General features: G+C 67.7%; 11 protein-coding genes. 4 read left to right on the top strand and 7 right to left on the bottom strand.

What is annotated here, in order from left to right; genetic code table 11:
* Positions 1-187 precede the first annotated feature (187 nt).
* Both AC3WOE_RS06550 and AC3WOE_RS06545 read left to right on the top strand, forming a co-directional pair.
* Positions 188-505, top strand: a complete 318-nt coding sequence (locus tag AC3WOE_RS06550; RefSeq protein ID WP_492689162.1) for a DUF805 domain-containing protein — start codon at positions 188-190, stop codon at positions 503-505.
* 68 nt (positions 506-573) lie between these two features.
* Positions 574-822 (top strand): hypothetical protein, encoded by a 249-nt coding sequence (locus AC3WOE_RS06545; protein ID WP_492689161.1) that lies wholly within the window; start codon positions 574-576, stop codon positions 820-822.
* Here AC3WOE_RS06545 and AC3WOE_RS06540 read toward each other — a convergent pair.
* A complete protein-coding gene (locus tag AC3WOE_RS06540) occupies positions 819-1007 on the bottom strand; it encodes a hypothetical protein (RefSeq protein WP_492689159.1) in 189 nt (62 codons plus the stop codon). The two genes, AC3WOE_RS06545 and AC3WOE_RS06540, sit on opposite strands and share 4 nt — an antisense overlap.
* Positions 1008-1230: 223 nt before the next feature.
* A complete protein-coding gene (gene glpK, locus AC3WOE_RS06535) occupies positions 1231-2697 on the bottom strand; it encodes a glycerol kinase GlpK (protein WP_492689158.1) in 1467 nt (488 codons plus the stop codon).
* 27 nt (positions 2698-2724) lie between these two features.
* Here glpK and glpD point away from each other — a divergent pair, with 27 nt between their 5' ends.
* Positions 2725-4203, top strand: a complete 1479-nt coding sequence (gene glpD, locus AC3WOE_RS06530) for a glycerol-3-phosphate dehydrogenase (RefSeq protein WP_492689157.1) — start codon at positions 2725-2727, stop codon at positions 4201-4203.
* Here glpD and AC3WOE_RS06525 read toward each other — a convergent pair.
* The gene (locus AC3WOE_RS06525; protein ID WP_492689156.1) at positions 4187-4864 is read right to left on the bottom strand and encodes a hypothetical protein; all 678 of its coding nucleotides are present in this window, start codon (positions 4862-4864) and stop codon (positions 4187-4189) included. The two genes, glpD and AC3WOE_RS06525, sit on opposite strands and share 17 nt — an antisense overlap.
* Positions 4865-4916: 52 nt before the next feature.
* Between AC3WOE_RS06525 and AC3WOE_RS06520 the strand changes: the two genes are divergently transcribed.
* Complete coding sequence (locus AC3WOE_RS06520; RefSeq protein ID WP_492689155.1) at positions 4917-5882, top strand: DMT family transporter; 966 nt, start codon at positions 4917-4919, stop codon at positions 5880-5882.
* On the opposite strand, the gene AC3WOE_RS06515 is transcribed toward AC3WOE_RS06520, so the two are convergent.
* The 4 genes from AC3WOE_RS06515 to AC3WOE_RS06500 all read right to left on the bottom strand — a co-directional run bounded on the left by AC3WOE_RS06515 (position 5879) and on the right by AC3WOE_RS06500 (position 11964).
* Entirely contained in the window at positions 5879-8758 is a 2880-nt protein-coding gene (locus tag AC3WOE_RS06515) for a carbohydrate-binding protein (protein WP_492689154.1), read from the bottom strand. The two genes, AC3WOE_RS06520 and AC3WOE_RS06515, sit on opposite strands and share 4 nt — an antisense overlap.
* 498 nt (positions 8759-9256) lie before the next feature.
* The gene (locus tag AC3WOE_RS06510; protein ID WP_492689152.1) at positions 9257-10111 is read right to left on the bottom strand and encodes a PEP-CTERM sorting domain-containing protein; all 855 of its coding nucleotides are present in this window, start codon (positions 10109-10111) and stop codon (positions 9257-9259) included.
* Between the two features lie 318 nt (positions 10112-10429).
* Complete coding sequence (locus AC3WOE_RS06505) at positions 10430-11203, bottom strand: metallophosphoesterase (RefSeq protein ID WP_492689151.1); 774 nt, start codon at positions 11201-11203, stop codon at positions 10430-10432.
* On the bottom strand, positions 11203-11964 hold the full coding sequence (locus AC3WOE_RS06500; RefSeq protein ID WP_492689149.1) for a UPF0149 family protein: 762 nt from the start codon (positions 11962-11964) through the stop codon (positions 11203-11205). The genes AC3WOE_RS06505 and AC3WOE_RS06500 overlap by 1 nt, the downstream gene beginning before the upstream one ends.
* Between the last annotated feature and the right edge of the window lie 147 nt (positions 11965-12111).

Below are 12111 nucleotides of genomic sequence, written 5' to 3'. Positions count from 1 at the left end.
CTGCGCCGGGTTGCCTGTCAGCTCCTGTCAGCAGCCCCCCCGGACGATACGCAGCAATGCGAGCCTTCCTCATCGCCACCGGCCTGGTGGCTCTCGCCAGCCTCGGCGAGAGCCTGGGTTTCTAAGGGGTGGTCAAAAGCCGCGGCGGCCCTAGCATGCCGGCGACCCAACTCGCCAGGGACAGGCCATGACCTTTCAGGATTCGATCAAAGTCTGCTTCAACAAATACGTCGACTTTTCGGGTCGCGCCAGCCGCTCCGAATACTGGTGGTTCGCCCTCTTCGTCGTGCTGGGCTGCATCGTCACCTCGGTGGTCAACCACTGGCTGTACTACCTGTTTGCCCTGGGCACCCTGCTGCCCCAGCTGGCCGCCGCCTCGCGCCGCCTGCACGACACCGGCCGCAGCGGCTGGTGGCAGCTGATCGGCCTCATCCCTCTGATCGGCTTCATCGTGCTGATCGTCTTCCTGGCCCAGGAGAGCGGCGAAGCGTCGGAGCCGGCCTGAGCTCACGGCGCCGTGCTGCAGGACCAGCGCAGCGGCGCCATCGTCACGCTGTCCCGAATGACGGCCAGATGTCGTTCGGGGGCTTCGGCGGCGGCACACGCAGCTTTGCCAAGGGCATGGGCGGCACCCAGGCGGGTGATCCGGAGCAGGCGGCGGCGACCATCGATGCGGCGCTGAGGGCCGAGGCCACGCCATTGCGGCTGCAGCTGGGGGCGGATGCGATTGACGCGGTGCGGGCGCACAGCGAGCAATTGCTGAAAGATCTGCCGGCTTGGGAGGCGATCGCCCGCGCTACTTCCGTAGACCTGCCGGCTTAAGCGGAGAACTTGACGAGCTCGCGGAAAGCCCAGCGATCACGGACAGATTGACTGGACTGCTTCAGCACGTAGAACGCGGTCTCGTGCAGGACAAGATGACACAGGTAGTCCCAGTCAGTTTTCAAGACCTGCAGCTCATTGCCAAAGCCATTGCATTTCATGAGGTCCAAGGCAGCGCGGATCATGGCGTCGCTCTGTTCATCTTGAATCACTATCAAGCATCGGTCAGGCCAAACGAAGCACTTTGCGGCCCTATCTGGATTGGTCTCGGGAACATCTCGTTCGACACACCATTGATGCACTGAGCCTACGACCTCGAGCCAATTCGGCTGAATACCATAGTGACCCAGTAGCTTGTGGACCTTCGTAATGTGCTCAGCAACACGAATCATGGTCAGCCGGCCCTAGTCATTCCGCCAACACCTGCCTCACCGCCCTGTCCCACTCCGCCAGCCTCGCCCCCGCCTCGTCGCGTGACATGCGCGGCTCAAACGCGCGGTCGAGTTGCCAGATGGCGCCGATCTGCTCCGTGGACTCGTAGACGCCAGTCCCCAGACCGGCCAGCAAGGCCGCACCCAGGGCCGTCGTCTCGATGACCTGGGGCCGCAGCACCGGGATGCCGAGCAGGTCGGCCTGGAACTGCATCAACAGATCGTTGGCACTGGCGCCACCGTCCACGCGCAGCTCGGTCAGCCGGTCCGCGGCATCGACGTCGGCATTCATCGCCGTCAACACCGCCGCGCTCTGGAAGGCGATGCTCTCCAGCGCCGCGCGGGCGATATGGGCTTGCGTGGTGCCGCGTGTCAGGCCGAGCAGGGCGCCACGCGCATCGGGCCGCCAGTAGGGCGCGCCCAGGCCGGCGAAGGCGGGCACGAACATGACGCCGCCGGCATCGGCCACGCTGCCGGCCAGGGTCTGCACCTCGCCGCTGCCGCCAATGGCCTTGAGCCCGTCGCGCAGCCATTGCACGACGGCGCCGCCGACAAAGACGCTGCCTTCCAGCGCGTACTGCGCCGCCGCATCGACTTGCGCGGCGCGCGTCGTCACCAGGCCTTGCGTGGAGGTGCGCGCCTGGGTGCCGGTGTGCATCAGCAGGAAGCAGCCGGTGCCATAGGTGTTCTTGGCCTGGCCGGGCTGCAAGGCCGCCTGGCCGAACAGGGCGGCCTGCTGGTCACCTGCAATGCCGGCGATGGGCACGCCAAACTCCGTCGCCTGGCCGAACACGCCCGCCGAGGGTCGCACCTCGGGCAGCAGGCTCTTCGGAATATCGAAGGCGGCCAGCAGCTCGTCGCTCCAGTCGCCGCGGTGGATGTCGTAGATCAGCGTGCGCGAGGCATTGCTGGGGTCCGTCGCATGGACCTTGCCGTCGGTGAGCTTCCACAGCAGCCAGCTGTCGATGGTGCCGAAAGCCAGCTCGCCGCGGGCCGCGCGCTCGCGGGCGCCCGGCACGTTGTCGAGCAGCCAGCGCAGCTTGGTGGCGGAGAAATACGGGTCCAGCACCAGGCCGGTCAGCTCGCGCACGCGCGGCTCCAGGCCCTGGGCCTTGAGCTGCTCGCAGAAGGCCGCCGTGCGCCGGTCCTGCCAGACCAGGGCCTTGTGCAGGGGCTGGCCGGTCTTGCGGTCCCACAGCACGACGGTCTCGCGCTGGTTGGTGATGCCGATGGCGCCGACCTTCACCCCCGCCTTGGCCAGGGCCTCACGAGCGCAAGCGATCTGGTGTTGCCAGATCTCCTCGGCGTCGTGCTCCACCCAGCCCGGCTGGGGGAAGTGTTGAGGCAGTTCGCGCTGAGCCACGGCCAGCAGGCGGCCGGAGCGGTCGAAAACTAGAGCGCGTGAACTAGAAGTTCCCTGGTCCAGCGCAAGCAGTGCATCCATGGCGTCGGTTCACTTAGAGTGGTCGGTATGGATGATATTGACGTCGTGGTGGTGGGAGGCGGCATCAACGGCACAGGTCTCGCCCGCGATCTGGCCGGCCGGGGTTGGCGCGTGCTGCTGGCCGAACGCGACGACCTCGCGTCCCACACCTCGTCAGCCTCCACCAAGCTCGTGCACGGCGGCCTGCGCTATCTGGAGACCTATGAGTTCTCCCTGGTGCGCAAGGCCCTGCAGGAACGCGAGGTGCTGCTGAAGAGCGCGCCGCATCTGATCCAGCCGCTGCGCTTCGTGCTGCCGCATGCGCCGCATCTGCGCCCGGCCTGGATGATCCGCATCGGCCTTTTCCTCTACGACCATCTGGCCCGCCGCGAGCTGCTGCCCGGCTCCCACGGCCTGCGCCTGGCGGGCAGCGTCTACGGCGCGCCGCTGAAGCCGGAGTTCACGCGCGGCTTCGTCTATTCCGACGGCTGGGTGGACGACGCCCGCCTCGTCGTGCTGAACGCCCAGGACGCGCAAGCCCGCGGTGCCGAAGTGCTGACGCGTTGCGCCGTGACCCAGGCGGTGCGCGGCAAGGACGGCTGGCAGGTCACGCTGCAGAACGGCCGCCAGCTTCGCAGTCGCGCCCTCGTCAACGCCGCCGGCCCCTGGGCCGAGCGCTTCCTGCGCGACCACACCCAGGGCGGCAACGGCCAGGCCCTGCCGACGCGCGGCCTGCGCCTGGTCAAGGGCAGCCACATCGTCGTGAACCAGCGCTTCACCCACGACCACGCCTACATCTTCCAGAACGCGGATGGCCGCATCATCTTCGCCATCCCCTACCAGGAGCATTTCACGCTGATCGGCACGACCGATGTGGAGCTGCCGGAGCACGAGGAACCGCCGTCGCGCGCCACCATCGCCCAGGACGAGGTGGCCTATCTCTGCGAGCAGGCCAGCCGCTACCTGGCCCAGCCCGTGGCGCCGGCCGATGTGCTGTGGACCTACGCCGGCGTGCGCCCGCTGCTGGACGAGGGCGGCTCGGCCTCGGCCGTGACGCGGGACTATCTGCTGGAGTCCGACAGCAATGGTGCCCCGCTGCTGAACGTCTGGGGCGGCAAGCTGACGACCTATCGCAAGCTGGCCGAGGATGGTGCGACGCAGGTGGGCGACATGCTCGGCGATGCACGCAAGCCCTGGACGGCAGGCACCCGGCTGCCGGGTGGTGACCTCGGCGCGCATGGCGTCAACATCGACGCCTTCGCCGCCGAACTGCAGGCCGCGCATCCGGGCCGACCGGGCGTGCGCCGTGTCGCCCGCGCCTACGGCCAGCGGGCCCGCGAACTGCTCGCGGCGCCGACGGGCGCCGAGATCGCACCGGGCCTGTTCGAATCCGAACTGCGCCATCTGGTGGACCATGAATGGGCGCGCGACGCCGAGGACGTGCTGTGGCGGCGCAGCAAGCTCGGCCTGCACTACACGGCCGATCAGCGTGAAGCCGTGGCAGCCTGGTTCAGAACGCGAGCTTGAAGCCGACCGTCGCCAGGCGGGCCCGCGTGCCGCCGAGTTGACGACCCCAGGACGCATCGACAAAGACCCGGTCCGGCACCAGCGCCACGCGCAGCGCCGCATTGGCCCAGGGATGACCCCGGTCGTCGCCGAAGACCTCGGCCATGGGCTGCCAGCGCCCGCCTTCGCCCAGCCCGTTGTGCTCGGCCGCCAGAGCCCAGGTGGTGCTGCGCCGGTGCGCCAGCTCGTCGCGCTGATGTCCCAGGTTGGCATGCAGGACCCAGTCGCGCGACAGCGGCGCCGTGGCGACGAGGATGAGCCCGACGCCGCTGCGCCGCCAGGCCGTCTCGACGTGGCGATGGCTGAGGCTGTAGGCCAGGCTCAACTGCGCGTCGCCGTCCCCCCAGGGCGTGCTGAAGAACTGCGTCTTGCCGTTCACCGCGAACTCACGCGGCGTGAAGGCCTGCAGCGCGACCTCGGTGCCGCCGCCGATGCCGCAGCCGAGTTGCAGATAGCTCTGGTGGGCGTCGCGCCCCTGGCCGCGCCAATCGCTGTGCGCGCCTTCGAGCTCGCAGGCGTGCGGATCCATGACGGGCGCGTCCTCGGCCTGCAGAGGCCGGCCCGCCTCGGCGGCGCTCGCGGCTAGCAGGCTCAAGACCAGGACGAAGGGCAGGCGTGACATGGAAAGAGCCTAGCGCCTGCTTGTGACGAAGGCATGGGTGATGATGCCGGCCATGTTGTTTGGTTTGTTGTTCGCCTTCGCCGCCGGACTGATGTGGGGGCTGGTGTTTGTCGCGCCCGTGATGTTGCCGGGCTATGCCCCCGCCTTGCTGACGGTAGGCCGTTACCTGGCTTTCGGGTTGATCGCCCTGCCACTGGCCCTGGCCCTGGACAGGCGCGCGCTGCGCGAGCTGCAGCGGACCGACTGGTGGGAGGCCGCCAAGCTCAGCCTGGTGGGCAACTTCCTTTACTACCTCTGCCTGTCGGCCGCCATCCAGCGCGCCGGCGCGCCGCTGCCGACCATGATCATCGGCACGCTGCCGGTCGTCATCGCCATCTGCGCCAACCACCGCAACCGCGTGCGCGACGGCCATCTGCCCTGGGCGAAGCTGGCGCCGTCGCTGCTGCTGATCGCCGCGGGTCTCGCCTGCGTCAACCGCGACGAGCTGGCCGTGTTGCAGGCCGAGGCCGGCGACCCGCGTCGCTATGCCGAGGGCGCCCTGCTGGCCATTGCGGCCGTGGCCTGCTGGACCTGGTATCCGATTCGCAATGCCGACTGGCTGAGGGCGCACGCCGATCGCAGCCCGAGGGCCTGGGCGACGGCTCAAGGCCTGGTCACGCTGCCGATGGCGTTGGTGGGCGTGCTGCTGCTCGCGTTGCTGTACCTGCTGGCGCCTGGCACGCTGATCCCCGCGGACTACGCTTTTCCCTTCGGCGAAAAGCCGCTGGCCTATATGGGCCTGATGGCGGCCATCGGCCTGTGCTCGTCGTGGCTGGGCACGCTGTGCTGGAACGAGGCCAGCCAGCGCCTGCCGACCTCGTTGTCAGGACAGTTGATCGTCTTCGAGACCCTGGCCGCGCTGGCCTACGCTTTCGCGTGGAACCAGCGCACCCCGCCGCCGGCGACTTTGCTGGGCGTGGCCCTGCTGATCGCCGGCGTGGTCTGGGCTCTACGCATCAAACCAGTGAAGCACGCCTAGAACCCGGAGTTGCCCGACCCCCGGTTCAGCGTGAAGCCACCCGTGTTGCTCAAGCCACCTTGCGCAGCACCGCTGACCGTCACGTTCTGGAAGGTCGCATTGCCGCCGGACTTGATCTGGATGCCGTAGGTGCCGGCGCCCGTGATCGTCACGCCGTCGAACAAGGCGCCCTGCACCTGGTTGGGTCCGCTGATGTAGATGCCCGAGTAGGTGCTGTCCTGGATGATCAGGTCCTTGATGATCAACGGCGACGTGATGCTCGACGTATCAGCGAACAGGAAGAGGGCGCCGAACTGGTCGTTCCAGTTGGGCTCAAAGCCGCCCGTGCGCACCAGGGTGTTGCCGGTGATGCGCGTGGTGCCGCTGAAGGGCACGGGGCTGAAGCGCGAGCTGACCGTGATGCCCGACGAGCCGACCACCGTGTCGCTGATGACGTTGTACTCGGCGCGGTTGCCATTGCCGCCGTAGATGCCGATGCCGTTGGCCAGCACCGGCGACTGCACGGTGTTGCGCAGATAGGCCGAGTTGGTCACCGCGGCGCCTTCCGAGAACATGGCCAGCGCGTCGTCGCCCGTGTTGCGCACGACGCTCTGGTCCATCACCACGTTCTGCACATTGGCGTGGATGTTGACGCCATCGGCGAAGGTGTTGCGGATGCGCAGGCCGCTGGCATAGAGGCCGTTGGTGCCCGAGTCGATCCACATGCCGACCTTGGTGTGCTCGAACCACAGGTTCTGGAACATCGAGCCGGTGCCGAAGTTGCCCTCCAGCGGCGCGTCGGTCAGCACCTGGCCGTCGGGGTCGCGCAGCGTGACCTTGCCCAGCATCAGGAAGTCGACGAGCTTGACGTTGCTGCCGGTGCCGTAGAGGCCACCGTGGCCGTCGTCGCCGAGCTGCACCGTCGAGTACCAGGGACCGGCGCCGCGCATCGTCACGCCGGAGATGTTGATGCGCGAACTCAACTTGAAGGTGCCCGCCGGGATCCACACCACGCCACCGCTCGGTTGCGCTGCGGCGATGGCCTGCTGGAAGGCCGAGGTGGCATCGCCGCCGCCGGACACCGCGCCATAGCTGGTGATGGAGAAGGCACCGGCCGGCATGGCGTAGGCAGCGGGCACGACCTCGGTCTCGATGAAGTCGATGTCGTAATAGGCGGCGCTGTTGCCGCTGTCCTTCTGCAGCTTGAACACGGTGCCGGCCGGATAGCTGGCCAGCGGCACATGGACCTCGTCGTAGAAGTGGCGCGGCGTGCCATCCGACGGCACGCCGCGGAAGGGATAGGCGCCGTAGACCCAGGCATAGGTCGAGGTCAGGTTGAGGTCCTGCACCTTGGTCCCGTTGGCGTACAGGGCCAGCGTCGCCGACTGGCCGCCACCGCCCGGTGCATCGGGGATGGAATAGCGCAGCACCAGGGAGTTGGTCGGCTGCGTCGTCGTGAAGCTGACCTGATGGCCGGTGCTCGACAGGCGCACCAGGCTGCGGCCGCTGGACTCGGATTGCACCGTGAAGGGCGTGCGGCTGGCCGTCAGCACGGTGGCGTTGGTCGAGGCGCTCTCCGCCTCGTACAGCGTCGTGCGCACGGTGGCGCCGCGTGCCGCGGCCGCCAGTTCGCCGGCCACGCTCAGGCTGTCGATGCCGACATCGGCGCCGGCGGACGCTGCCGCCAGACCGACGGTGTTGTGGCCGGTGCGCAGCGTCAGCGGCAGGCTCAGCGTGGCCCAGCTGCTGCTGGCCGGGATGCTGACGGTGCCAACCTTGGCCGCGTTGACGACGACGTCCAGCGTGCGGGCGCTGCCGCTGGTGTTGAGGTAGCGCAGGCTGGCGGTGGCGCTGCCGTCACCGCTCATGAAGACGGTGCGGATGGCGCGCGCACCGCTGCTGGAGAAGCCCGCGGCATAGCCACTGCCGTTGTAGCCGGTGACCGAGGTCGACACCGCGGCGCCGCCGGACATGAACCAGGTCTCGGCCTCGGCCGGCGTCACGTTCGGGTTGCCGCCGCCGGTGATGGCCGCGACGTCGAGCGCATCGAGGTTCACGTTGCCACTGTCGCTGGTCGTGAACTTGTAGGCCACGGTGTGGGCACCAGCGCTCAGCGTGACGGTCGACGTCTGCGTCGCCCAGCTGTCCCAGTTGGCCGTGGCAGGCAGGCTGACCTGGCCGGCGGAGGCGCCATCGACGTAGACGGTCAAGGTCTTGGCCGCGCCGGTGCCGTTGGCATAGCGCAGGCTCAGCGAATGGCTGCTGGTGCTGGCCGCCGTCACGGCGAAGGCGACCTGGGCATTGCCCTTGTTGCCATCGGTGAAGCCACCGACAAAGCCGCTGCCCTGGTAGCCGGTGTGGTCGGTCGCCACGACGGCACCACCGCTCAGCGTGGCGTTCTCCGCCTCCCGGCCGCCGCTGCCAGTGACGACGGCGTCGACGTCCAGCTTGTCGAGGTTGACATTGCCGCTGTCGGCGCTGGTGAACTTGTAGGTCAGCGTGTGATTGCCGGCCGTCAACGCGACGGTCGTCGTCTGCACCAGCCAGTCGTCCCAGTTGGCGGTGGCACCCAGGCTGACCTGGCCCTGGGACACGCCGTCGACGTAGAGCGTCAGCGTCTTGGCCGAGCCGGTGCCATTGGCATAGCGCAGCTTCAGCGTGTAGTTGCCGGCGCTCGCCGCATTGACGGTGAAGGCGGTCTGGGCATTGCCCTTGTTGCCGTCGACATAGCCGCCGACAAAGCCGCTGCCGGTGTAGCCGGCGTGGTCGGTGGCCGTGGCCGCGCCACCGCTGAGGGCGGCGCTCTCGGCCTGGAAGGTGGCAGCATGAATGGTGGACGCCGCCATCAGGATTGGCAGGCAGGCGATCAGTCGGCGCAGAGCCGGTTGGGTATGCATAGTTTTGTCTCCGTAGTGGTCTTCACGAGACCCGTCTGACGCGGGTCGAAAACCACTCTAGGGACGAGGGACAGCCCTTTGGCGATGCCCCGGCAAGGCGCAAGGCCTGAAGCTTCAAAACCTTGGGAAGGCTTCAGGCCGGCTTCAGATTCGCCATAGGTCCGGCGAGCGTGGCCTGGACAAGCGGGAGACGGCGGGACGTTTGGTAACGCGACCCCAGGACATTCACCGATGCGAACCCATGCTGCCGCGATGCAACCCGCGGCCCATCACGATGAAGCATTGTGAGTCGATCGGATCGCAAGGCGCCCGTCCGTGGCGCAGCGACCGCGGAATCTGCGAAGCGGGATCGGGCGGGCTGGCAAGGCATGCAGGCGCCAGAAGCGCTACCACGCCCGCTGGCGTGAGCCAGCAGGCGGTAGCAGGTCCGCCCGGCCCTGCCAAAGCGCATACGGCGCCCCAAGGCGCCGTATGGGGCTCCCCGACCGCGCCGGGGTCTCAGTTGCGGCGACGGCGTGCAGCGCCGGCAGCAGCCAGACCGAGGCCCACCAGCGCCAGGCTCATGGGCTCGGGAACGCTGGGCGGTTGGCCAACGAAGATCTCAGCCAGGACGCCCAGCTCGCCGGTGCCACTGGCGGCCCCGCCGTTGTCATAGCTGCTTTCCGCATTGCCGGTTTCGTCCAGGCCCAGGAAGCCGACGAAATGGCCGGTTGCGTTCACGTTCGGGCTGAACACCGCGAAGATGGCCTGACCTTCCCACAGGGCGGTGAAGGTGTAGGTCACATTGCCCGGTTGAGCAGCCGTGGAGCAGCCGTAGGTGTCGTCGTAGTCAGTCGCGAACAGGCTGCCCTGATTGCTGAAGCCAGGGCCGCAAGCGGCCGGGCCATCGTGGAATACGTAATCAAAGTTGACGCCGGCTGCAATGTCGGCCAGGTTCTTGACCTGCGTGCGGTGGAAGGCGCCTCCAGCGTTGCTGTCCTTGTCGACATCGGTGCCGGCCGCCAACAGCGCGTTGGCGCCGTTGTAGGCCGTGCCGCTGAGTCGGACATTGGTGAACGCCGAGGCAGTGCTGTTGTTGATGTAGATGTGCGGGTCGTCACCGGTGTACTGGCCGCTGATGGTGGCGACCAGAACGGGGCCTGCGTGGGCCAGGCCGGCAACGGCGAGCATTGCGGTCGCGGCGGTTTTGGCGAAAGCGCGGAAGACCATGATTTCGACTCCTCGTTTGAGTTCAATGAACCGGACGACAGGGGTTGCATCGGAAAGACAACCGCACGCAACCGCGGAACCCCATCGAATCAAGCATCTTTTGGGCCATCGACTCAAGTCTTTGTCAGGATTGGGCAATTGCAAGACGCGGAACGTGAGCCGCTGGATCCGGGACGGAAATGTCAGATTTCTCGACTCCCGAGTTCTAGGGATTCGCCAGGGCGATGCCCTCGCGAAGGAGACTGGTGGGCGTACGAGCCGCCCGACCGACTGCCGTGCGTGTGGTGTCGCGGGCCGGCGGTGTCGGCCCCATGAAGCCGGTGATGAACACCGCGGTCGCTCGGGACATCGACACCGGGTGACGCGGTTCAGCCTCGAGCAGCCGTGGGGCTCCACCCATCGCTGCCGGCTGTCGCATCCAAGCCAGCGCGGCAAGACATCAACGACCGTGCCCGTTGAGCCTCAAGCCGCGAAGACCTCGAACACCCGTTGCCCATCGAAGCCATCGGCCTCGCCGCGCTTGGTGTGGCCGCGGGCATTGCTGATCACGCGCGTGTCGCCCAGCCAATAGTTGTGGCGGCAGTGCAGATGGCCGTGAATCCACAGGCTGGCGTGAGGCAGCAGCTCTTCGTCGTTGTTGCAGAAGCTGGCCGTGCCGGGCTGGCGGCCATAGCGCGGGTCGGCGCTCTTCAGGCTGGGGGCGAAGTGGGTGATGGCCACCGTCGCGTCCCAGTCGCTCGTCGAGTTGCCTCGCGCGAGTTCATCGGCCAGCCAGGCGCGCTGCTCCAGCGCCAGCACGCGCACCGCATCGACGCCAAAGGGCTCGCCGTGGCGCGTGGACTGCATGACGTTCTGGAAGTAGCCGCCGGCACGCATTGCGCGGTCGCGCCCCGAGGGGCCAAAGGCGTCGAAGTCGCACCAGCGCGTGCAGCCGACAAAGCGCACGCGGCGGCCTTCGCGGTCGCTGATGACGACGGACTCGTCATCCAGCATGCGCAGGCCGACTTCCTTGACGTGAGCGCGCAGCGCCTCGCGCGCCTCGTCCACGTCACGGCGGTCGTACTCGTGATTGCCCGGCACAAAGAGCACCGGCACCGGCCAGCCGCGAAACAGCTCGAAGCTGCGCCAGGTCGTGTCGATGTCACCGGCCAGGATCAGCAGTTCGGCGCCGGGTGCGGGCACAGGAACGTAGCTCTCTGTCTCCAGGTGGAGATCAGAGAGCAGCTGCAGGCGCATCAGTTAGCGCCGTGACATTGCTTGTACTTGCGCCCCGACCCGCAAGGGCAAGGATCGTTGCGCCCCACCTTGGGCGTGTCGCGCTTGATGGTCTCGACGCGGTAGCGCTCGGCCTCGGTCAGGTCGGCCAGGTCGGCCACCGTGACGACCAGCTCCTCGATGGCATCGTCCAGGTCCTTCAGCGGATGTTCGCGGTTCAGCGTGGCGACGACTTCCTTCTCCTCGGCGGTCTCGGCCGGCAGATGGCGGTACAGGCGGGCCATGGCGGCGGCGACGTCCTCGTTGGGCATGTCGGCCAGCTCGGGGAAGCACAGGGCGGCATGCTGGAAGCCGGCCACCCAGGGCATCAGGGCGCGGGAGATCGGGCCCAGTTCGTCATAGCTGGCGCGGGCCGAGCGCTCCTCGTCGGTGGCGTCCTCGGGCAGGGGCTCGGGCTCCTGCTCTTCGTCGACCTCGAGGATGACGGGGTCGAACCAGCCGTCTTCCACGAGACCCCGGTTCAGGGCGGCGTGGCGGCGCTCGACGAGCTGGGTCAGCTTGTCCAGCCAGCCCGCGTCGACGGTCTCCGGCAGCAGGCCGCCGTCGTAGTCAAAGATATTGGGCAGCCACTCGTCGGACTCGATGAGGCGCGGCTGCACGATGACGCCACAGAGATAGCCGTCCAGCATGGAAGCATCCAGCGGTTGCAGGGGCTGGGGCGTGGCGGCGAGGAGTTCGTCGAGTTCGGCGAACTCGGCGTCGGTGAGGTCATGGGTGCTCATGGGCGGCGATTGTCGGGGTTTGCCCCCGCTCAACAAGCCGCCCCACCGAAATCTGGTCTCAAGCCGGGCCGCAATCGATGTCATCGATGTCAGCGCACCGCCACATTGGTAAAAACCCAAATGACATCGATAACATTTGCCATCAAA

The organism is Roseateles sp. FW305-36, from assembly GCF_058787015.1.
The sequence above is the reverse complement of the archived record's forward strand: the minus strand, read 5'-3'. Positions and strand labels throughout refer to the sequence as shown.

Excerpts from the sequence above, each read along its gene's own strand:
- AC3WOE_RS06550 (WP_492689162.1), top strand. The coding sequence starts at position 188 with ATGACCTTTCAGGATTCGATCAAAGTCTGCTTCAACAAATACGTCGAC.
- AC3WOE_RS06545 (WP_492689161.1), top strand. The coding sequence starts at position 574 with ATGTCGTTCGGGGGCTTCGGCGGCGGCACACGCAGCTTTGCCAAGGGC.
- AC3WOE_RS06525 (WP_492689156.1), bottom strand. The coding sequence starts at position 4,864 with ATGTCACGCCTGCCCTTCGTCCTGGTCTTGAGCCTGCTAGCCGCGAGC.
- AC3WOE_RS06515 (WP_492689154.1), bottom strand. The coding sequence starts at position 8,758 with ATGCATACCCAACCGGCTCTGCGCCGACTGATCGCCTGCCTGCCAATC.
- AC3WOE_RS06500 (WP_492689149.1), bottom strand. The coding sequence starts at position 11,964 with ATGAGCACCCATGACCTCACCGACGCCGAGTTCGCCGAACTCGACGAA.
- AC3WOE_RS06540 (WP_492689159.1), bottom strand. The coding sequence starts at position 1,007 with ATGATCCGCGCTGCCTTGGACCTCATGAAATGCAATGGCTTTGGCAAT.
- glpD (WP_492689157.1), top strand. The coding sequence starts at position 2,725 with ATGGATGATATTGACGTCGTGGTGGTGGGAGGCGGCATCAACGGCACA.
- AC3WOE_RS06505 (WP_492689151.1), bottom strand. The coding sequence starts at position 11,203 with ATGCGCCTGCAGCTGCTCTCTGATCTCCACCTGGAGACAGAGAGCTAC.
- AC3WOE_RS06520 (WP_492689155.1), top strand. The coding sequence starts at position 4,917 with ATGTTGTTTGGTTTGTTGTTCGCCTTCGCCGCCGGACTGATGTGGGGG.
- glpK (WP_492689158.1), bottom strand. The coding sequence starts at position 2,697 with ATGGATGCACTGCTTGCGCTGGACCAGGGAACTTCTAGTTCACGCGCT.